This is a genomic window from Neorhizobium descurainiae, from assembly GCF_051400715.1.
Classification (GTDB): Bacteria; Pseudomonadota; Alphaproteobacteria; order Rhizobiales; family Rhizobiaceae; genus Neorhizobium.
On the sequence record NZ_JBLFFK010000007.1, the window covers coordinates 1 to 19,103 of the forward strand.

General features: G+C 61.3%; 19 protein-coding genes. 14 read left to right on the top strand and 5 right to left on the bottom strand.

The window, feature by feature from the left end; translation table 11 throughout:
• Nucleotides 1–372 precede the first annotated feature (372 nt).
• A complete protein-coding gene (locus ACMGE0_RS14010; RefSeq protein ID WP_436816478.1) occupies nucleotides 373–816 on the top strand; it encodes an invasion associated locus B family protein in 444 nt (147 codons plus the stop codon).
• A gap of 1,754 nt (nucleotides 817–2,570) precedes the next feature.
• Here ACMGE0_RS14010 and ACMGE0_RS14015 read toward each other — a convergent pair.
• The 4 genes from ACMGE0_RS14015 to ACMGE0_RS14030 all read right to left on the bottom strand — a co-directional run bounded on the left by ACMGE0_RS14015 (nucleotide 2,571) and on the right by ACMGE0_RS14030 (nucleotide 5,025).
• Complete coding sequence (locus ACMGE0_RS14015; protein WP_436816479.1) at nucleotides 2,571–2,900, bottom strand: hypothetical protein; 330 nt, start codon at nucleotides 2,898–2,900, stop codon at nucleotides 2,571–2,573.
• 165 nt (nucleotides 2,901–3,065) lie between these two features.
• Nucleotides 3,066–3,299 (bottom strand): hypothetical protein, encoded by a 234-nt coding sequence (locus ACMGE0_RS14020; protein WP_436816480.1) that lies wholly within the window; start codon nucleotides 3,297–3,299, stop codon nucleotides 3,066–3,068.
• Between the two features lie 62 nt (nucleotides 3,300–3,361).
• The gene (locus ACMGE0_RS14025; RefSeq protein ID WP_436816481.1) at nucleotides 3,362–3,802 is read right to left on the bottom strand and encodes a carboxymuconolactone decarboxylase family protein; all 441 of its coding nucleotides are present in this window, start codon (nucleotides 3,800–3,802) and stop codon (nucleotides 3,362–3,364) included.
• Between the two features lie 146 nt (nucleotides 3,803–3,948).
• On the bottom strand, nucleotides 3,949–5,025 hold the full coding sequence (locus ACMGE0_RS14030) for a class I SAM-dependent methyltransferase (RefSeq protein WP_436816482.1): 1,077 nt from the start codon (nucleotides 5,023–5,025) through the stop codon (nucleotides 3,949–3,951).
• A gap of 185 nt (nucleotides 5,026–5,210) precedes the next feature.
• Between ACMGE0_RS14030 and ACMGE0_RS14035 the strand changes: the two genes are divergently transcribed.
• Entirely contained in the window at nucleotides 5,211–6,251 is a 1,041-nt protein-coding gene (locus tag ACMGE0_RS14035) for a GlxA family transcriptional regulator (RefSeq protein ID WP_436816483.1), read from the top strand.
• 653 nt (nucleotides 6,252–6,904) lie between these two features.
• Here the strand turns inward: ACMGE0_RS14035 and ACMGE0_RS14040 are convergent.
• Nucleotides 6,905–7,819 carry a DUF6282 family protein gene (locus tag ACMGE0_RS14040; RefSeq protein ID WP_436816484.1) on the bottom strand — a complete coding sequence of 305 codons (915 nt, stop codon included), beginning with the start codon at nucleotides 7,817–7,819 and terminating at the stop codon, nucleotides 6,905–6,907.
• Between the two features lie 199 nt (nucleotides 7,820–8,018).
• On the opposite strand from ACMGE0_RS14040, the gene ACMGE0_RS14045 reads away from it, so the two are divergent.
• From ACMGE0_RS14045 to ACMGE0_RS14100, 12 genes are all read left to right on the top strand, one after another.
• Nucleotides 8,019–8,996: a Bug family tripartite tricarboxylate transporter substrate binding protein gene (locus ACMGE0_RS14045; protein WP_436816485.1), complete on the top strand. Its 978-nt coding sequence runs from the start codon at nucleotides 8,019–8,021 to the stop codon at nucleotides 8,994–8,996.
• Nucleotides 8,997–9,072: 76 nt separating this feature from the next.
• Nucleotides 9,073–9,999 (top strand): DUF6282 family protein, encoded by a 927-nt coding sequence (locus tag ACMGE0_RS14050; RefSeq protein ID WP_436816486.1) that lies wholly within the window; start codon nucleotides 9,073–9,075, stop codon nucleotides 9,997–9,999.
• A 1-nt stretch (nucleotide 10,000) separates the two neighbouring features.
• Nucleotides 10,001–10,804 carry an amidohydrolase family protein gene (locus ACMGE0_RS14055; protein WP_436816487.1) on the top strand — a complete coding sequence of 268 codons (804 nt, stop codon included), beginning with the start codon at nucleotides 10,001–10,003 and terminating at the stop codon, nucleotides 10,802–10,804.
• A 15-nt stretch (nucleotides 10,805–10,819) separates the two neighbouring features.
• The gene (locus ACMGE0_RS14060; RefSeq protein WP_436816488.1) at nucleotides 10,820–11,317 is read left to right on the top strand and encodes a nuclear transport factor 2 family protein; all 498 of its coding nucleotides are present in this window, start codon (nucleotides 10,820–10,822) and stop codon (nucleotides 11,315–11,317) included.
• Nucleotides 11,318–11,361: 44 nt separating this feature from the next.
• Nucleotides 11,362–11,847 (top strand): tripartite tricarboxylate transporter TctB family protein, encoded by a 486-nt coding sequence (locus tag ACMGE0_RS14065; RefSeq protein WP_436816489.1) that lies wholly within the window; start codon nucleotides 11,362–11,364, stop codon nucleotides 11,845–11,847.
• Between the two features lie 7 nt (nucleotides 11,848–11,854).
• Nucleotides 11,855–13,366: a tripartite tricarboxylate transporter permease gene (locus ACMGE0_RS14070; protein WP_436816490.1), complete on the top strand. Its 1,512-nt coding sequence runs from the start codon at nucleotides 11,855–11,857 to the stop codon at nucleotides 13,364–13,366.
• Nucleotides 13,367–13,583: 217 nt separating this feature from the next.
• Nucleotides 13,584–14,807 (top strand): MFS transporter, encoded by a 1,224-nt coding sequence (locus ACMGE0_RS14075; protein ID WP_436816491.1) that lies wholly within the window; start codon nucleotides 13,584–13,586, stop codon nucleotides 14,805–14,807.
• 124 nt (nucleotides 14,808–14,931) lie between these two features.
• Nucleotides 14,932–15,816, top strand: a complete 885-nt coding sequence (locus ACMGE0_RS14080) for a helix-turn-helix domain-containing protein (RefSeq protein ID WP_436816492.1) — start codon at nucleotides 14,932–14,934, stop codon at nucleotides 15,814–15,816.
• A gap of 91 nt (nucleotides 15,817–15,907) precedes the next feature.
• A complete protein-coding gene (locus ACMGE0_RS14085; protein WP_436816493.1) occupies nucleotides 15,908–16,789 on the top strand; it encodes a beta-keto acid cleavage family enzyme in 882 nt (293 codons plus the stop codon).
• The gene (locus ACMGE0_RS14090) at nucleotides 16,786–17,256 is read left to right on the top strand and encodes a PaaI family thioesterase (protein ID WP_436816494.1); all 471 of its coding nucleotides are present in this window, start codon (nucleotides 16,786–16,788) and stop codon (nucleotides 17,254–17,256) included. The genes ACMGE0_RS14085 and ACMGE0_RS14090 overlap by 4 nt, the downstream gene beginning before the upstream one ends.
• Nucleotides 17,257–17,366: 110 nt before the next feature.
• The gene (locus ACMGE0_RS14095) at nucleotides 17,367–18,134 is read left to right on the top strand and encodes an HpcH/HpaI aldolase family protein (protein ID WP_436816495.1); all 768 of its coding nucleotides are present in this window, start codon (nucleotides 17,367–17,369) and stop codon (nucleotides 18,132–18,134) included.
• Between the two features lie 24 nt (nucleotides 18,135–18,158).
• The gene (locus tag ACMGE0_RS14100) at nucleotides 18,159–19,073 is read left to right on the top strand and encodes a cupin domain-containing protein (RefSeq protein ID WP_436816496.1); all 915 of its coding nucleotides are present in this window, start codon (nucleotides 18,159–18,161) and stop codon (nucleotides 19,071–19,073) included.
• Nucleotides 19,074–19,103: the final 30 nt, after the last annotated feature.

Below are 19,103 nucleotides of genomic sequence, written 5' to 3' on the forward strand. Positions count from 1 at the left end.
TATGTCCAAGCCCTCATTCGGGCTCAACATCGTCAATCACGCCGTGATCCGGAAGGTGGGTGCAAAACACCGCTTACAACGCACTCGGGGCAAAAATCGGATTCAATGTTAAATGGTAATCGGCAGGAAACCTGGTCCGACATGCCGGCCTCCGTTTGAGGACCGGTTACGGTGCAACTATTTTGACTTCCAAGGCCGGTACCGATATTCCGGCGTCACTATCATGCGGCATGCCCTCAGCCTGCCGTCGATCGTAACAGAGAGGTAATTAACTTGCGGATATCCCAATTGTTCAGGACGGCTGCCGCCGCTGCAGTTGTGGCTTTGTGTGCACTCGTTTTGCCGGCATTCGCTCAGGAGGCCGCGTCGACATTGCCGGGCGGGGCATCGTCCCTGCAGGAGACCTATCAGGATTGGAGCCTGACTTGCCAAGGTGCGCCCCAGGTCGTCTGCGCAATCTCGCAGCAGCAGGCTCAGCAGAACGGGCAACGGGTGCTGGCTATCGAATTACGCAGCGGCGAGGCAGACGCCGTTTCCGGCAATCTGGTTCTTCCCTTCGGATTGCTGCTCGATGCGGGTGCTACGCTCCAGATCGACGACGGACAGCCGCTTACATCCTCACGGTTCTCCACCTGCCTGCCAGCCGGATGTCTCGTACCTCTCACCCTAGATGCCAAGACGGTTGCTACTCTCCGAGCCGGTACGACGCTACGGGTCAAGGTTCAAGCCATGGACAAGAAGGAGGTCGTATTATCGATCTCGCTGAAAGGTCTGGCCGCAGCCCTTGACAGGCTCCGGGTCCTGCGTGGCGCTTAGATGGGACTGGCCGCGCGGGCGCAATCCATGGAGCAGCCTCTTTGTTGCTCCGTCGATGAGCGGTGCGCTCCGCAATGGCGAACATGATTTCTGATTGCTGACGCCTCCGCGCGTGAGCGAGGCGTCGGCGCATCATGGATCGCGACAGGTTCACATCCGGCCATGTTTGGATGACAGCGGGTGACAGGCCCCCGTCATCGTTCAAGCGCTCTATGGGTTGCCGCGAAGGGATCCGTCTGCGGCACTTAAAGTGAGTTACCGTGCGGGCGTTGCAGACGAAGTTGGCGGCTTTTAACCCTTCCTTCCGCTTCACTGCAATTCTAGCATGCCTGCCAGCTGCTAAATCGGATCATGGCGCCGAAAACTGAACAATGTGTGCGAATTGATTTGGTGAATGAGCTTTCGTTGGCAGGTAGGGCAAAGCTTGACCGTGCCGTCAAATAATATTCTGCCGTTATGCCTGGTTATCGAGACGGTGAGAGATTTCCAGACATCTCCCGCTAGATCTGGCCTCTTATCCTCACATCCGTCACAGATCCAGATTGAGTTTTGCTCCATTGCGGCGCGCCTTAATATATTTCAGGATCGTGTTTGATCCCGCAGCCATTGCAACGATCGAGTTTCCATGCTCGCGGTCGTTAAAATGCGCGCGCATTATCATGACCGTTTAGGTAAAGCCAGTGCCTTTGAATTTATCAGCAATTTGTACTTACGTAAAACATCCCATTTAGACGTGGTTAACTTTACTGTTTTTCTGTCTGAAGGCTGTCCGGCCAAACAATTGCCAAAACCTGCTAATGAAGCCTAATCGAAACTATGCTGCCCATGGATGTCTCGGAAGTCCGGATACCCGCGAGCAGTCAATAGCAAGCGTTCGGGGCACATCCATAGTGCTTATCGCCACGTCTGATCAGCATCCTGGCACGAGCGGGTGTCAAGCACTTGTCAGTCCCAGCGGCATGACAGACGAAGCGATCCGTCTCTTGCCGAAGATCAAACAGCTTTACCTTACCGGGAACAGACACCGCGAGCAAATCGAACGACGTAAAGCAGAGAGGCCCGCGGTGGGTGCCGACAGGCCTGGCGCATGACGGCCATGGCAAGTATAGGGCCATGCGCAGAATTTTCGTACATCAGGATCAGAGTCGACAATCGGCTATGATGCCGCATTGCCTAACAGGATTATCGAACGCTGACCGGCCCGATCAGGCTACCGCTTTTGGACAGGTTGAAGCAGGCGTCCGGTGGCGTACAGTGCATCACTTTCTGCTAGATCGCTGCGATCGACTTGCCCTTTCGGAGGGGACTTCAGGAGCATGGATGAGGCCCGCGCGATGGGACGACGCGCGGGTCCGCCGTGGCACTCTTGGCACAGCTCAAATCACATCCCGTTCATCTTCCCCTAAAAACGGGGCTTTGGCCCAGCACCGGCCGTGCAGGCGTCGGGGCTGTTTGCGGACCTGGTGTGGAGGTCCCCGCCGTCTTGATGATGGGCAGATGGAACATTCATGCGCAGCGAGAGTTCTGACTTGTACTTTCCAACGTCACTCTCTCGGCCCGCACCTGTCACGGGCCATTTTTTTCCCCCGAACGAATTTCTCCGTCAGGCAGTTCGGCTTCTGCCGCGAGAGCGTGACCACGCCAGATCATTGCCCGCACAACGACGACGTTCTCGCGGCACCTCATTCAAAGCCCGGCAGACAGTGGCGGGGATCGTCACCGACTTCCTCGGCATGCTCCATATCAGAGACTTGTCACCAGTAGGCGGCATCTTCCTCGGCGCAAGCTTCGGGCCCGATACCTTCCGGGAACCGTTCTCGCCAGTAGGTGCCGGCAATTTCTGATGCGTACACTTCCGGCTCCTTGCCGAACGGCTTGCCCTCAAGGGCCGCCAGTTCGCAGATTCGCGCGGCAAAACGCTCTGTGAATTCGTCCTCGCTCATGACGGTGAATATGGCGGCAAGACGTGAAGGCAACAAGTCTGAGACTGGCACGCCATCGAATAAATAGCTCCTGGCTATCAACAGGCGGTAACTCCGGTCAGACTCGCCGCATCCCTCGCAGTGGCGGGCATGAATATCCATCTCTCCATACGTGAAGCACAGGCCAAACCGAGAGACATCTGGCCCAAGCTCTCCGCATTCTGAATGCCGCGATCCGCCGGATCAAAGATCCGGGCTGTCTGTTGAGGCGAAATCCTGACCATGTATTCGGCTGACGCGGCTCTGCGGCCCCCGACAAACGCGCCGCTACAGCCGGACGCTCCGGCGCCGCTCCAGCAGGATGCGAGTAATGTGAACCAAGTTCAGGACTATGAAGAACACGTTCCAAGCTACGACGTTCAGCATCGGAACGGGCTGGCTATAGAAATAGACAGCAAGACAAACGGCTGCCGTCAGGGTGAGAACGCGCAGGCGCAGCATATCTATGGTGAAGTAGGCGATCACATACAGAACATTTGCCGCGTTTATCAGGACATCCATGGGAGCAATTCCAATATCTGTGGGGAGAGGCAGCGCCCGGCAGAAGGTGCCGGGCGCCGACGTCATTCGCCGCCGAATTCAGCCTTGAAGGTTTCAAGATCGATCTGCAGACCGTTGAGCACCGTGCTCCAGTGGCGGACATAGCCCGCAAGCGCGACCGCTTCTGCGATCTCCTCGTCGGATGCGCCTCGATCCTTGGCCATCTTGCTCTCCAGCCAAATGCAGTAGCGACATGGAATCTGCGCCGCCACCGCCAGGTTGATGAGCGACTTGACCTTCGGTTCGAGCACGGTATTGCCTTCGCCAAACTCGAGGCCTTTGGTCATGGCCCAGGCACCGGCGACCGCCGACTTCGGATAGGCCTTGAAGTGGGTGGGGACGATACCGAGAGTGGCTTCGATTTCCTTGTAGGTCTGTTCCGCCGTAGGCGCTTCCTGCGCAACGGCAAATTGCGCAGCGAATGTAGTCGCAGTGATAGCGAAAATTGCAAAAGTCTTCCTCATTGATGGGTCTCCTGTTCTTCAGTCATGTTGGAAGGGGTACAAAGCTGTCTGCTCCGGGCGCCCTTTCACGCCACGAAGCTGTCTACCGCCCGTCCGAGGCGGGGAGGCTTGCTCGGAGCGGCTCCGAAATGTTCGCCGCCGGATCCTCAAAGCCGGGCTTCGAGGACGAGGTTGAACGGCGTCTCGAAAGCGCGGCGGAAGCGGGTGAAGCCAGCCTTGCGGAACACCTCCGCCAGTCGCGCCTCGCCGGCCTGCGCGCCGAGCACCAGCCGACCCCCGTCGGAGATCGCATGCGCGACGCAGATCGTGGTGGAGGCGGCGTAGTACATCCTCGCCACCGGCGAGATGTTGTCCTCCACCCGGTCGTTGGCGAAAGGCTCCACGAGCATGACGGTGCCGTCCGGCGCGAGCGCTTTGGCAGCACGAGTTGCGGCGGCCGCCGGGTCGCCCATGTCGTGCAGCGCGTCGAAGAAGCAGATGAGATCGTAGCCCTCGCCGGGGTAATTATCGGCACGTGCTCTCTCGAAGCTCGTCTGTCCGGTCACGCCGGCTTCGGCCGCGATACTTTCCGCCTCATCCAGCGAGTTCTCGTGCGAGTCGAAGCCGTGGAAAGTGGAGGCGGGAAATGCCTTCGCCATCAGCACCGTGGAATGGCCGTGGCCACAGCCGACATCCCCGACGAGCGCGCCGGTCTTCAGCTTGTCGACGACGCCATCGAGTGACGGCAGCCATTCCTGCACGAGGCTCGCCTTGTAGCCGTTACGGTAGAAGGCGGCCACGCCGCAGGCGAGGCGCCCATCGTGATCTCCCCAGGGAATCCCCCGGCCGGTGCGGAAAGCCTCCACGGCCTTTTCCTCATCGGCCCACATGGACGCCGGTACGGCCCAGGCATTGGGAAAGAAGGCGGGGCTGTCCTCGTCGGCCAGAACCATCGCCTGCTCGGGTGTCAGTTCGTAGGTGTCGCTGATCGGATGATAGGCCACGTAGCCGCCCGCAACCTGCGAGTTGAGCCACTCGCGCACATAGCGTTCGGCGCAGTCGGCGCGGGTGGCAATTTCGCGCGTGGTGAGCGGGCCTGCCCCGGCCATGGCCTTGTACAGGCCAAGGCGGTTGCCGAGGCTGATCATGACGCCGCCATAGCCGGCGGAAAGGTCCTGGAATGCACGTGCGAGGAGCGCATCGAGCTTCGCGGAATCGATTGGGTGGTGGTGAATATGGTCCATGTCACTGCCTCCTGTAAGGGCACTCAGGAACGACCCGAGGCTAGCGGTTTCTCGCAGGGACACCGGCGGGAGGGCAGAGCGGAATTCTCCAGAATCGGGCCGTTTGTGCCACTCGGAAGCGCAAATCAATTAATCTTGGCGCAGGAGCCCTTTCGGAGCTATTCTCCCAGCTAAGGGGAAACGGCATGCAAGTGGAGCGCGCGCCCACCAGAAGCGAACCGATCCATGTAAGCCTCGTTGCCATTCCCGAGGCGGTCATCTCTACGCTTTCCGGTATCTTCGATGTGATGAACGGCCCCGCAATGCTGCCGGCTTCCGGAGAAGAACCCCGGATGCGGCCGTTCAAGGTGGAGATAGTGGGGCTTCAGGCGGGCCTGCTGGAACTCGCCAGCGGCGTCCCTGTGACCGCGCATCGAAGCGTTGCGGAGGTCGGTGCGACCGACATCATTATCGTTCCCTCGATCCTCCTTGAGGCCAAGGGCTGGCAAAAGGGACGGCATCCGGAGCTCGTTGGCTGGTGCGGCGCGATGCACCGGCGCGGTGCACTCCTCTGCTCCGCCTGCTCGGGCATATTCCTGCTCGCCGAAACCGGGCTCTTCGACGGATTGGATGCGACCGTACATTACGGTTATGCCACGGCATTCGCTTCCGCCTACCCTAACGTTCACATCCATCCGCAGCGCGTGCTCGTCGTTTCCGGCAAGCGCGAAGAGCTGATCAGCTCCGGCGCGTCCATGACATGGCACGATCTCGTGCTGTATTTGATCGCCCGCCATGCGGGGGCTACGGTGGCACAGGACGTCGCGCGCTTCTTTGCACTGCAATGGCATCAGGACGGGCTGGCGCCTTACATCGTCTTCGAGGGGCGCAAGGACCACGGCGATCTGGCGATCGAGGCCGCTCAGAACTGGATCGCCACGCATTTTTCGGTGGTCAATCCCGTCGAGGAGATGATCCGGCGCTCCGGGTTGACGGAGCGTACCTTCAAGCGCCGTTTTCCCGGCGCGACAGGCTTGAGCCCGATTGCCTACGTACAGCGCCTTAGGATAGAAGACGGCAAACGCCGGCTCGAGCGCACGGAAGCCTCGGTGGATGAAATCAGTTGGCAGGTCGGCTACGAGGAACCGGCGTTTTTTCGCCGGCTCTTCAAGCGCGTCACTGGATTGTCGCCCGGCGCCTACCGTCGTCGCTTCAAAATCCCCGACTATGCTCGACAGAACTCCTAATCGGAGCATCCCACAAGTCGCTTGTCCAGAATCGGCTGCCGGCTGATCGTGGGCATCCTCGACCTGGAGGGCGAAAGACCCGCTAAACGAGTGTTCTGACGATTAGGGAGGATCAGCGCAGAAATAGTGGAGATCGCGTCCTTGCTTGCGGCGAGCGGCAGGAGTGGGTACTTGCGTCACTGGTTCTGCGAGAGTTTGCTTTTGAGCGCAATGGGGCGCGATGGCAGCTTTCAGGCACGGAGCTGGCATCGCCTTACGTCTGCCAAAACCACGAGCCCGAACAGCTGACTTGGGGCAGGTGTGGAACGGCAGGCGGCAGCAGCATGGACTGGGAAGCCAGATCAGCGACTTTGCCAAGGCTTGCCATTTCCTGGGGTTTGAGCGCCACAGGTACCTCGCGAGCAGAATGAAACTGCTGTAGACTGTTGACAGCCGGGCCAGCCATATTGGAAGAACGCGATACGATGCTCAGCGCAAGCCTGACGCGACGGTGACGGTGGATAAGGTTTTTTACTCTCGCTTTTGGCGACAGCCTTGCCCGGGAATGGAACCGATACCGGCCAGAGATATCCTGGAGCCGAACGATGGCCTTCGACCCTTCAGGAGAAGCTATCTTGCGCGCCGAAGCGACACTGAAACAGATGATGTGGTTTTCAATCTGCGCACGAACTAAGCCCCATGAGCGAAACCGCATTGGATGAAGTCATCTGCCGTGTCTCGTCCGGCGTAAAGCCGCTATCGAGGCAGAGTTTGATCACCGATCGAAAGCCTTCCACCGGGCGCGGGTTCATCGGCTGTCCGAGGTCGGAACCGAGAATGGTGTGCGCGAGGCCTCCGGCTGTCACATAATCGTGCAGTTCCTCGGCGGTGAACTGGCGGGAGGGACAGTCGATCAGCATGCAGGCGCAATGCTCCAGATGGACGTCCATCGACGCAAGTTCGCGCAAGTCGGCAGGATTTGCATCGATCCAGAAGGTTGGATGCGACACCAGCATGCGGGTAACCCCGCGTTTTCGCGCTTCTGCAAACAGCGGGTACATTTCGCTGACATGAAGGTGCCCCCCGCAAAGCACGGCGTCATGCTCGGCGATCAGGTCGAGGATCTCCTTGACCTCGTCACGCAGAGTGCCATTGGCGGAAAGGACGCTCAGACCCTCTACTGGCAGCATTCCCAGCCTGCCCGCCAGATTGTAATAGTGCGCGGTCCTCAAATGGTTGGAAGCCGAAAGGGTCGGCATCCAGACCAGGCGCGCCCCCATATTGAGGCCTACCTCGACCGCCCTTGGGTTCAGGCCGCCGAGCGCATTGTTGAGAGGCACGCCGGAGAGGATTTCCAGCCTGCTGCCTGCCGGCCGGTGCCGCTTGACGAGTTCCAGCACTGGGGTCGCCGAATAGAAATGGTCCTTGATCAGGATGGCGCGCATGCCGGCTGCCGCCGCATCGGCAATCTCTTCGGCATGGTTGATCTTGCGGCCCATGACCGAGGGGCCGCTATGGCAGTGCAGGTCCACGGCTCCGCGCAGCAACGCATCTATGGCTTCATCATCATGGGCATGATTGAGCGGCATCGGCCGAAACCTTTGAGCGATATTGGCTTCAATCAAGCTGTGGAAGACGCGGGCTTCGCGTCCACGGATCGCGGGGTCCTATTTCAACCGATGAAACAGATGACCTGCCGCAATGGCCCGTGCCGAGGTTTTGTTTATGATCCGTTGCCGACCGGGACAAGAAGCAAGAAGTGCCACTCGGCTTGAGGGAGGAGAGACAATGCGCAAGATACTGACTATCGGTATTGCCCTGCTGGCGTTTGCGGGCGTCAGTGCAACCGGCAGCGCCAGCCTGGCCGCAGAATGGCCGAAAGACAAGCCGATCACTCTGGTTCACGCGTTCGCGGCCGGCAGCGATTACCTCGCGCGCCTAGTCGCTGCGGCGCTTGAAAAGGGCGTGGGGCAAACTGTTATCGTCGAGAACAAGCCGGGGGCGGGCGGCGCCATCGGCACCGGCTACGTGGCCCGTCAGAAGCCGGATGGTTACACGTTGGTAACCGCCTATCCGGGACCGGCGGCAAATTTCGCCAACACGATGCCGGGTCTGCCCTACAAGCCGCTGGAGGATTTCGAGCATATCATCCAGTTTTCCGTCGGCGATATGGTCCTGGTGGCCCGGAAGGACTTTCCTGCAAACAACCTTGGCGAATTGATCGCCTATGCCAAGGAAAACCCCTCGCAGGTGAGCGCAGGCAACAACGGCATCGGCTCCTATGGCCATATGATCGAAACCGCGATTATGGATATGGCGAGCATCGACATCAAGCTCGTCAGCTATAAGGGCAGCCCGCCGATCGTGACCGATATGCTTTCCGGCAGTGTCGACCTCTCCGTGGATTATCTCGGCGACGCCTATATCAAGCATATCGAGGCCGGCACGTTGAAGCCGATCGCCGTGATCTCCGCCAAGCGGGCAAAAATCCTGCCGGATATTCCGACCCTGAAGGAGCAGGGGCTTGATCTCGTTGCCGTCCCCTGGGGTGGGATTATGGCACCGAAGGGCACGCCTCCCGAGATCGTCAAGAAGATCAATGAAGTGGTTGCCGCCTACCTGAAGACTGACGAGGCGGTCCAGAAATTTGCGATGGCGGGGCAGATCGCCGCGCCGACCACGCCGGAGGAATTCCACAAGATCGTCGTCGACGAAGAGGCGCTGTGGCGCGGCATCATCACCAAGTACCGGATCCGGAGCGAATAGGCTCGCAGCCTCTCCGCGGGGAGGAATAAGAGCGGGCGGTGCATTGGCAATTCCAGAAAATCCGGGAGTGTATCCGATGTCGAGTGACATCCTTGGCCGATCCCATGAGCCCGCCGATCCGCTGGCCGGCTGGCTTTCCGGATCGGTCGACATGGCCTGCGATCTTGAGGGCGTGACGCACCGGGAAACCGGTCTCGATCCGATCGAAATAGCAGGCGAAGCCTCAAAATTGGGAATGAAGGCCGTCGTCTTGCAGGCGCATGACTATTGCACCGCCCCGATTGCGGCTTATCTGGCGGACGCGGATTTCAAGGATGCATCTATCACGTTGTGTGGCAGCGTCGCGTTGAACACGACCGTCGGCGGTCTCAACGTCTATGCCGTCGAACATACGCTGATGCTGGCGGGCAAGGTCGTTCATATGCCGACGCTCTCGGCGGTGAACTTTCTGAGGAGCCAGCGCTGGCCGTCGCGTCATCCGGCAGGGCTCGATCGCACCGGGCCCTCTCTTAGTGTGGTCGATGCGCGCGGCAGGATATTGCCGGAGCTCAAGGAATTGCTGGAGATTGTCGCGGTCAGAGGCGGCGTTCTGGGAGCGGGATTTTTGCATGCCAGCGAAGTACTGGCACTGTTCGAGGCCGCAAGAGCCTGTGGCGTGACCCGGCTGCTGACGGTGGACCCGGTGCACAACAACGGGGCACGACCGGAAGATGTGGATGCCATGCTGCGGCAGCACGCGCACATCATGGTTTCGGCAGCCAGTAACCGGCGCGACCGTGAGCTCGCGCTCAGCTTGGCGGCGACACATCCCGACCGGCTCATTCTCGGGTTGCATTGCAGGGGTCGAGCCCCGTCCGTCCGTCAGCAGTATGTGACCGCCTTGCATGCCTGGCGAGAGCTTGGGCTTGGTGAAATGGAAATCCGGCGGGCGATCGGGGACAATCCGCGCCGCCTGCTCGATCTGGACGAAGACGTAACGCATAGGGCGCATCCGGATGGCTGAAATGAACAACGAGCCGCCTCTGGTGGATGCGCATTTTCACATCTACACGACGGACTTGCCGCTGGCGCCTGACGCCTGGCACAAGCCGCCGGAGGATGCGGGCGTCGAGAAGCTGATCGGGCTGCTCGATGAGCATGACATCGCGCTTGGGGTGGTGGCGGCTGCCAGCCTGCATGGCCAATACAACGACTATGTTCGCCATGCCTTGCGCAAATATCGCCGCCTTAGGGCGACGGCGATCGTGTCTCCGTCGATCGGCATCTATGAGCTGGAGCGGATGCGCGACGACGGTTTCGTCGGCATTCGGCTGATGTGGCGCATGCTCGCCGAGGCGCCGGACATCGCCTCGCCGGAGTATCGTCGGCTCCTGCGGCGGGTCGCCGATCTCGGTTGGCATGTTCATCTGATCGAACGGGCGGACCGCCTGCCGGAGATGATGCGGGAGATCGAGGCGGCCGGTGCGCGCATGGTGATCGACCATATGGGCATGTCAGAGGCCGGCAAGGGTGTGGACGACCCTGGCTTCCGGCTGGTCCTCGATGCGATCGATCGAGGCGATGCCTGGGTCAAGCTGTCGGCCGGCTACCGGTTCAAGCCGCTCTCTGCGGCCGCGGACTGCGCGCGGGAACTTGTGAAGCGGACGGGCGGAGAGCGGCTGGTCTGGGCCAGCGACTGGCCGTTTGCAGCTTACGAGAACCGCGTCACCTACGGGGAAACGATAGCAGCGCTTTGCGAATGGGTGCCTGACCCGGCGATGCGGCGGCGCATCGGCGGGCGCAACGCTCTCGAACTTTACTTCATGTAACGCCTGGTACCTTAAATGGATGCACTCGCGGAGCTGACGGCCAAGGCCGAAATCCTGTCTCTCGTCACCGAATACTGGAACGAGGTCGACACCAACTGGGGTGCGTACGCCCATATGATGTTTGCCGAGGACGGCGTGTTCGGATCCGGTCCTTCGGCCTTCGTCGGCAGGGAGCAGATCAAGGCTTTCTATGATTGGCGCCGCAGCCGTGGCGAGCGGGTCGCGCGTCACCTCATCAGCAACCCGATGATCTTAATCGAGAGCGCGGAGCGGGCGACCATCAAATACATCATGACGATCTATGCGGTCGACGGTTTGCCCGTCCTGCCTGTCAGCGCGCCGAACAGCATTTCGGAGGTCCTCGAAGTCTTTGGGCGCGATGAGGCGGGCGGCTGGAAGATCCGGTCGAAGACCTTTACCCACCTGTTTAAGGGGGAGGAACCCACGACGACAATGCCGGCGCATCTGCGAGAGAGCCTGTTGTCAGGCGCGGGGCAACAGGGTCAAAGCTAGGTTTCGCGTAAGACCGATCAAATGCCGTTGAGGAGGAGAACAGCATGAACGTCGAGACGAGACAGCCGCATGAGCACTCGCTCAGCCGCCGAAACGTCACCTTTGCAGCCATCTTCGTGGGTTTCAGCGCAGCCGTCGGCATCTATGCGTACAGCACGCTCAGCATCGGCACAGCGGCGGAGATGGGGGCGGGGTTCTTCCCGGTCATGCTGTCGATCGTGCTGGGATTGCTGGCCCTGGCCGTCGCCTTCACGCCGATCTCGTCGGGTGCCTTGCCGCTCAGGTTCGCATCCATCAGATCGTCCGTTCTGGTGTTGTGCTCGCCGCTCATCTTCGCAGTGACGATCCAGCCGCTCGGCCTCATCGCCGCCGTGGCGCTGACGATCTTCTTTTCCAGCTTTGCCAGCCGCTTCGCCACCCTGCGCCAGTCTCTCATGCTTTCCATCGGTTTTACCATGTTCTGCGTCGCGGTGTTCCATTATCTCCTAAACCTGCCAATCCCCCTCTGGGGCGACCTGATCACGGGTTAGAAACGTCATGGATATCTTTGCCAACCTCGCGCTCGGCTTCGGTGCGGTCCTCGAACCTTCCAACCTGATGTTCTGCTTCATCGGCTGCCTGCTCGGCACTGCCGTCGGCGTGCTGCCGGGGATAGGGCCGCTCGGCACGATCGCCATCCTGCTGCCGGTGACGTTCGGTTTTGCGCCCGAGGCCTCGATGATCATGCTGGCGGGCATCTATTACGGCGCCCAGTACGGTGGCTCCACCACGGCGATCCTGATCAACCTTCCCGGTGAGGCGACCTCGGCGGTGACCGCGATCGACGGCTACCAGATGGCGCGGCGGGGCAAGGCGGGGGCGGCGCTCGCGATTGCCGCGCTAGGCTCCTTTTTCGCCGGCTGTGTCGCGACACTCGTCATCGCGCTCTTTGCCGTGCCGCTTACCTCGCTGGCTCTCAGTTTCGGCCCGTCGGACTATTTTGCCCTGATGGTGCTGGGCGTCGTGGCCTCGATCGCGCTGGCGCACGGTTCAGTGCTGAAGGGCCTCGTGATGATCGTTTTGGGCCTGTTGCTCGGCTGCGTGGGGACCGATGTCTATACCGGCAGCATGCGTCTGACGCTCGGCACGCTTGATCTCGCGGACGGCATTCCGATCATCGCCTTCGGCTCGGGCGTCTATGCGATCGCCGAAATCCTGCGCGGTCTCGAGGACGAGAGGGAGGAGGAGCGCCAAGCGCTGACCAGGCGAGTGACCGGCCTCATGCCCACCTGGGCGGATATCAAGGAATCCGCCGGACCGATCCTGCGCGGCACGGGGCTGGGTTCGGTTCTCGGCATCCTGCCGGGTGGCGGCGCTATGCTGTCGTCCTTCACCTCCTACGCACTGGAGAAGAAGATTTCTCGACACCCCGAACGGTTCGGTCACGGCGCAATCGCGGGGGTTGCCGGTCCCGAATCCGCCAACAATGCCGGCGCCCAGAGCTCCTTCATTCCAATGCTGACGCTCGGCATTCCCTCGAACGCGGTCATGGCGCTGATGATCGGTGCCTTGATGCTGCAGGGGGTTGCCCCTGGCCCGAACCTCGTCAACGAGAAGCCGGTGCTGTTCTGGGGCGTGATCGTCTCCATGTGGATCGGCAATCTGATGCTGGTGATCCTCAACCTGCCGCTGGTCGGGCTATGGGTGCGACTGCTGTCGGTGCGTAACCATCTCCTCTTCCCGGCCATCATCGGCTTTTCGGCGATCGGTGTGTACAGCGTCGGCAACAACCCGTTCGATCTTGTGGTGATGGCGGTTTTCGGGGTGGTCGGCTATGGCCTCACCAAGCTCGATTGCGAGCCTGCCCCGTTGCTGCTCGGCTTCGTCTTGGGGCCGATGCTGGAAGAATATCTGCGCCGCGCCATGCTCTTGGCGGATGGCAATCCGCTCGCCTTCTTCCACCGGCCGATCACCGCAGGCCTGCTGATCATCTCGGCGGCGACGCTCCTAGCCGTCCTGTTTCCGGCGATCCGCAACCGCCGGAAGGTCGTGTTCGCCGAGGACGACTGATCCAAAGCAGGCTGATATCCGGTAGGCCGGATGCCGGTGTCGGCGTTTCATGCCTTGAAATCGCTGGACGGCGGAGATGGACCCTCTGCCGTCCGGCGCTCTAACTCATCGGGACTGATGAAACATTCCGGCGGCGTCCTAGCCGCGGACCATCCCCCCGATGTCATAGGTGAAACTTGCAACGCGCGCTGAGTTTCCATTTTTGCCGGTCGTGCCCATGAGCGCTGCCAAGGTTGGACGTTACAATCCACTGCTTGCCCTGAACGACCTGCATTATCGCCGCTTTGCCATCGGCAGCCTCGTCTCCGTTCTCGGCATGTGGATGCAGAAAATCGGCGTCGCATGGCTTGCCTGGGAGCTCAGCAAATCGCCGTTCTGGCTGGGGCTGATCGCCGCCGCCGACATGCTGCCGTCGATCTTCCTCAGCAGTTTCGCCGGCTCGCTTGCGGATGCGCATGACAAGATCAAGGTGCTGCGGTTGGCCCAGTCGGCGGCCATCCTGCAGTCCGTCGTGCTTGCCCTCCTCTCCTGGCTGGGGATAACGAGTGTCGAAGTCCTGTTCGGACTAACCTTGGTTCTGGGGATTTCCAGCAGCCTGGAGCAACCGGCACGGCTGTCGCTGATCCGGGAGATCGTGCCGCCGGACTATCTGCATGCGGCGGTCGCTCTGAATGCGCTGAGCTTCAACCTGGCGCGCTTCGTCGGGCCGATCATCGCCGGTGTGATGATCAGCGAGGTCAATGTCGGCGTTACCTTTGCGGCAAGCGCCGTGGCTATAGCTTTCTTTTCCTACGCTTTAGCCGTGATCCGGGTGCATAAGGGTATCGACCGGCCTCCCGATCACGTCCGGGGGGCGGGTACCGCCGACGGCTTCCGCTATGTGCTCGGGCATAAAAGCCTGTTGGCGACGCTGGGACTGATGGGGATGACCGGTATAAGTGTCAACGGGATCTTGCAGATGCTGCCGGCCGTTTCCGATGCGCTCTTCGCCAGGGGCATAGACGGGTTCGTCGCGCTGATGGCGGCTTCGGCCTTCGGTTCGATCGTGTCCGGGTCCATAACCTTGTCGCGGCCGCCGAGCGCGCCGGGCGCTCTCGGGATTGCGCTTGCGGCGCTTTGCGCCACGGTTGGCCTTGCGGCGCTCGCGCTGACGCCCAGTTTTCACCTCGCGCTCGTTGCGATCTTTTGCATGTCCTTTGCCAACATGTATGCGGGGATTGCCGGCCAGGCCCTGCTGCAGCTCGAAAGCGAACCCGGAAAGCTCGGGCGGGTGATGGGTGTCTACAGCATGATCATCCGCGGCGGCCCGGCGGTCGGCAGTTTCCTCATCGGCACGGCTGCCACCTTCGTGGGCATGATCATTCCCGTGATCGCCGTGGCGGCGCTCGCCGCCTGCTATTGCGGCTTCATCGCCTTCGTCTTCCGCCGACCCCATACCTGACCTTCGGCATTTCACCCATTGAAATGGAGAAAGAAGCCTCTGGCGCAGCTGGTGGGTCGGTACTACCCTTCATTCGGGCATTGGTTGAAAGATCGGTGCGGAGGAATTCTGGGAGGAGTTCTGAATGCTGGAAAGCGAGTTGAAGGAGAGACCGGCCAAATCTCCCCAGCTGCCGAAATACAACGATCTTCATTGTAGGGCTAATTCATTGCGTGGCAGCATCGACGAACACAAGGCATCCTATGCCCCCGTCGAATCCGCGCGCCGGGTTCTCCTGCTGTTGCAGGCGCTCAATGCTCAGCGTATTGCGACGATCGGTTCGCTGCATCAGGTGACGGGACTTTCCAAGCCGACCATCGTCCGGATGCTCGAAACGCTGATCAGCGAAGGTTATGTGGTGCGCGACAATTTCGTCGGCGGCTACAGCGTCACGTCCAAGGTCGTTTCACTGGCGTCCGGCTTCAACGGCGCGCCGTTGCTGATCGAGGCGGCGCGCTCGCGGGCGGTGGCGCTGACCAACAATATCAAATGGCCCGTGAGCCTCGGGACGCTCAGGGACGGGCATATCCTGGTGAGCTTCACCACGGCGCCGATCAGCCCCTGGGCCTATCCGTTTCCCGTGCTGCACCGGTTCCTCGACCTGGAACTGACGGCTATGGGGCAATGCTATCTGACCTTCTGCGACGACGAGGAGCGGGCGCTGCTTCTCAACGCGCTCACCCAGCAGCGTCGCGAACGGGGCAGGCCGTTCGATGCGGCGCGCGTGCTGCGGGATCTCAGAGCGACCCGCAAGCGGGGCTATGCAAGGGTCGGCGGACCGCGCCGGGTCTTCGATTTCGTGGCCGTTCCGATTCTGGACGGACAGCGCTGCACGGCCTGCATGGGGGTCGGTTTCTACCGGACTGCGGTGCCGCCGGATCGCATCCTGGAAACCGTGATTGAGCCCATGCTCGAGGCCGCATCCGCCATCCAGGTGGACATGCGCAGCCTCACCAGCATCGGCTACTAAGCCGACATTTCAACCCATATCCGCCGAACGATGCTCCATCCGGGGCAGGCTCGGTCATGGCCATCGCGCCTTTAACCCTGGGAGGAACCCAATGAAGCGTAGGGTGATACTGACATGTGCCGTTACAGGCGGTAGCGCGCTGTCGAAGAATAGCCAACACGTGCCGATCACGCCCGAGCAGATCGCCAACGAGGCGGTTGCTGCGGCGAGAGCCGGGGCAGCTTCCGTGCATATCCATGTGCGCGACCCGCAGACCGGCGTCCCCTCGATGCAGTTCGAGCTCTACGAAGATGTGATGCAGCGTATTCGCCGGTCCGGCGTGGACGTCATCATCAATCTGACCGCCGGCCCGGGCGCAGGTTACGCGCCGCCGCTCGATGAGACTGCCGCGCCGCCCATTCGCTCGCCGGGTGTTCGCACCGACCATGTCTCGCGCCTGCGGCCGGATATCTGCACGTTGGACGTGGCGACGATGAATTTCGGCGACCGGGCGATCGTCAATACGCCGCCGCACCTGATCGCCATGGCGAAGGCCATCCAGGCCGCCGGCGTGAAGCCGGAGCTTGAAGTGTTCGATATTGGCCATGTGGGTGTGGCGGTACGGCTCCTCGAAGCGGGGCATCTCCCCAAACCGCCGTTCTTCCAGTTCTGCCTCGGCATTCCAGGCGGGGCTCCCGCCACGACAGAAGCGATGCTTCTGATGCGCTCGCTCATTCCGCCCGGCACGCAATGGTCCGCGTTCGGCATTTCCCGCGCCCAGATGCCGATGGTCGCGCAGTCGGTCATCCTCGGCGGGCATTGCCGCGTCGGGCTGGAGGATAATCTCTTCCTCGACCATGGCGTTCTGTCGGAGGGCAATGTGCCGCTGGTCAGGCGAGCGGTCGAAATCATCCGCGCACTCGGCGCAGAACCGGCGACGCCGGCGGAAGCCCGCGAGATCCTGTCGTTGGACGCGGCGAGGGCGGCGGCTTGATAAGCGATCACAATCCCGTTTCCGAGGCCCCCTTCGATCCGGCGGCAGCGGGTTGGACCAAGCGTCGATCCAACCCCTTTTCCGAGCTGATCGGGCCGTTCTGGTACAAGCAGCAGGAGGATGGGCAATTCGTGTTCGGCATGCTCTGCACGCCCAACACGCTCAACAACGCGGGCGTCATGCATGGAGGTGCCTTGGCGACCTTTTGCGATCAGGCGCTCGGCGGCACGCTTTTCGAAATCCTATCGCGGGCGCAAGGCTCCGAAACCGAGCCGGTGCGGTCGGTCACCGTCCAGCTCAACATCCAATACCTCTCGGCGGTGCGGTCGCTCGATTTCCTGATCGCTCGCTGCCGCATCATCCGTCAGACGCGCACGCTGGTGTTTCTGGACGGGCTTGTGGACGTGGGCAGCGAGGCCGTTGCATCGCTTCAGGCGGTGTTCAAGCTGGTCAAACCGCTGACTTAAGCGGGGGGCCCGGTTTGTATTTCAGCCGTTGAAAAGGCCCGACGCCAAGCCTCGCATGCCGCGGATGAACGCCGCAGAGTGACCAAACGAAACGGCATTAGGAGGAGAGAATGCGACGGACGGAATTTACAGCCCGCTTCAAGGCGCGTGAGCAACTGCTCGGCGCGTTCGTCAAGACGCCCACCGGCCATGCATCGGAAATCCTGGGCCGTGCGGGCTTCGACTTCGTCGTCATCGACGAGGAGCATGCGCCCATCGATCGCGTCATCACCGACCAGATTCTGCTGGCATGCCGGGCGAGTGGCATCGCCGGCCTTGTGCGGGTACCTTCATCGGCTCCGAGCGCCATCCAGTCGGTATTGGATTGCGGAGCGACCGGTGTGCTGGTTCCGCATGTCGCATCGGTCGAGACCGCGCGTGCCGTTGTTGCCGCAAGCCGGTATCGCGGAGGCGCCCGCGGCTTCTCAAATTCGCCGAGGGCGGGCGGATACGGAGCCACGGGCATGTGGGCGCATATCGAGGCGCAGGATCGCGAGATCGCGGTGCTGGCGATGATCGAGGATCGCGCGGCGATCGATGTCATCGAAGATATCGTAGCGGTCGATGGGCTCGACGGGATCTTCATCGGCCGCGGGGACCTGACGGTGTCTCTCGGGGCCAGGTCGGCGAGCGAAGCGGTGGTCAAGGATGCGGTTGCGCGCATCATGACGGCCGCCCGAAATGCCGGCAAACCTATCTGCGTCATGATCGGCGCAGTGGAGGAGACCGAACCTTTCCGCGCGGACGGTGCGAGTGCCTTTATTGTCTCCTCCGATCAGGGCCTCCTGCGTTCCAGCGCCAACCGCATCCGTGCCGAATTCGGAGCCGCAACGAACTGAAAAACATTACGTTAGGACATAGACATGTACGCAGCAAACGATCCCCGCGCGAGCCTCAATACCGCGGCGGCCCGCAGCAATCCTGCGCCAACGGCCTACAAGGGCGCAGAATATGCCCGTTTCTACGATGCTCCGCCACAGGAAGTGATGGATGGCAGCGAGACCTATTACGCGCGGGGACAGAACCTCGTCGTGGCGCATACGAGAGGAAAAACGGGGTTGGTGCTTTCCCGAACCAACCAGCGGGATGAATATGTCGTACTGCTGCCCAACCGAAACACGCCAGTCGAGGTTCGCTGGAACGGCGAGAGCGTCACGGTTGACGGTTACTGCATCGTCGTCGTGCCGCCCGGCGACAGCGAAGTACATCTGAAGGGCGACGGCGAAGTGATCCGGCTGGTGACGACCCGCGCCGAAGATCTCGTCGCCAAATGCTCAAATGCGATCTCCTATATCAATCCCGATCCGAACGTGCCGCCGTTCCGGGCCTGGCCCGATCCGATCCACGGCCATAAACTGCGACACTACAGCTTGGACGTCCCCCCGGAACCGGGCCGGTTCGGGATCATTTTTCGCTGCTCGACGATCATGGTGAACTTCCTGCCCGGCAGCGGTCCGCGGGACGTCACCAGGATGTCGCCGCACTTCCACGACGATTTCGAGCAGTATTCGCTCTGTGTCGCGGGCTCCTACATCCATTACCTGCGCTGGCCCTGGATCAGCGACCTCAACGCCTGGCGGCCGGACGATGCCGAGCTTTGCGCCGCACCTTCCGTGGCCGTCATCCCGCCGCCGGCCATCCACACATCGCGGTCCATGGATCCGGTGAAGAACGTGCTGGTCGACATCTTCAGCCCGCCGCGCGCCGATTTTTCCGCCAAGCCAGGCTGGGTGCTGAATGCCGATGAATATCCCGCGCCGGATAAAGTCGCGCGTTGAACCAGACAATCAGCCCTGATGGGAGTCCCC